Consider the following 263-nt stretch of genomic DNA (forward strand, 5'->3'; position numbering starts at 1 on the left):
GGTAGAGCGGCTCCGGCGCGAAGAAGGCCAGCGTGTTGTAGCCCCAGTAGTTGCGCAGGCCGCGCTCCACCAGGAAGCGGTCCTGCAGGAAGGCGTGGATCGGCAGCAGCTCCACCGCCGTCACGCCGAGCCGGTGCAGGTGATCGACGAAACGCGGATCGGCCAGCGCGGCGAAGGTGCCGCGATGGTGCGGCAGCAGGTCTTCGCGCAGCATGGACGCGCCGCGCACATGCACCTCGTAGATCGAGGTTTCCGGCCATGGC

The 263-nt window shown here is 68.8% G+C and carries 1 pseudogene; it reads right to left on the bottom strand.

The features are described from left to right. Window positions 1-263, bottom strand: a pseudogene (locus SB764_RS41345) (glycogen debranching enzyme GlgX); the annotation flags it as partial.

Origin of the sequence: Paraburkholderia sp. SIMBA_027 (assembly GCF_046535315.1) — a bacterium.
GTDB classification, from domain to species: domain Bacteria; phylum Pseudomonadota; class Gammaproteobacteria; order Burkholderiales; family Burkholderiaceae; genus Paraburkholderia; species Paraburkholderia tropica.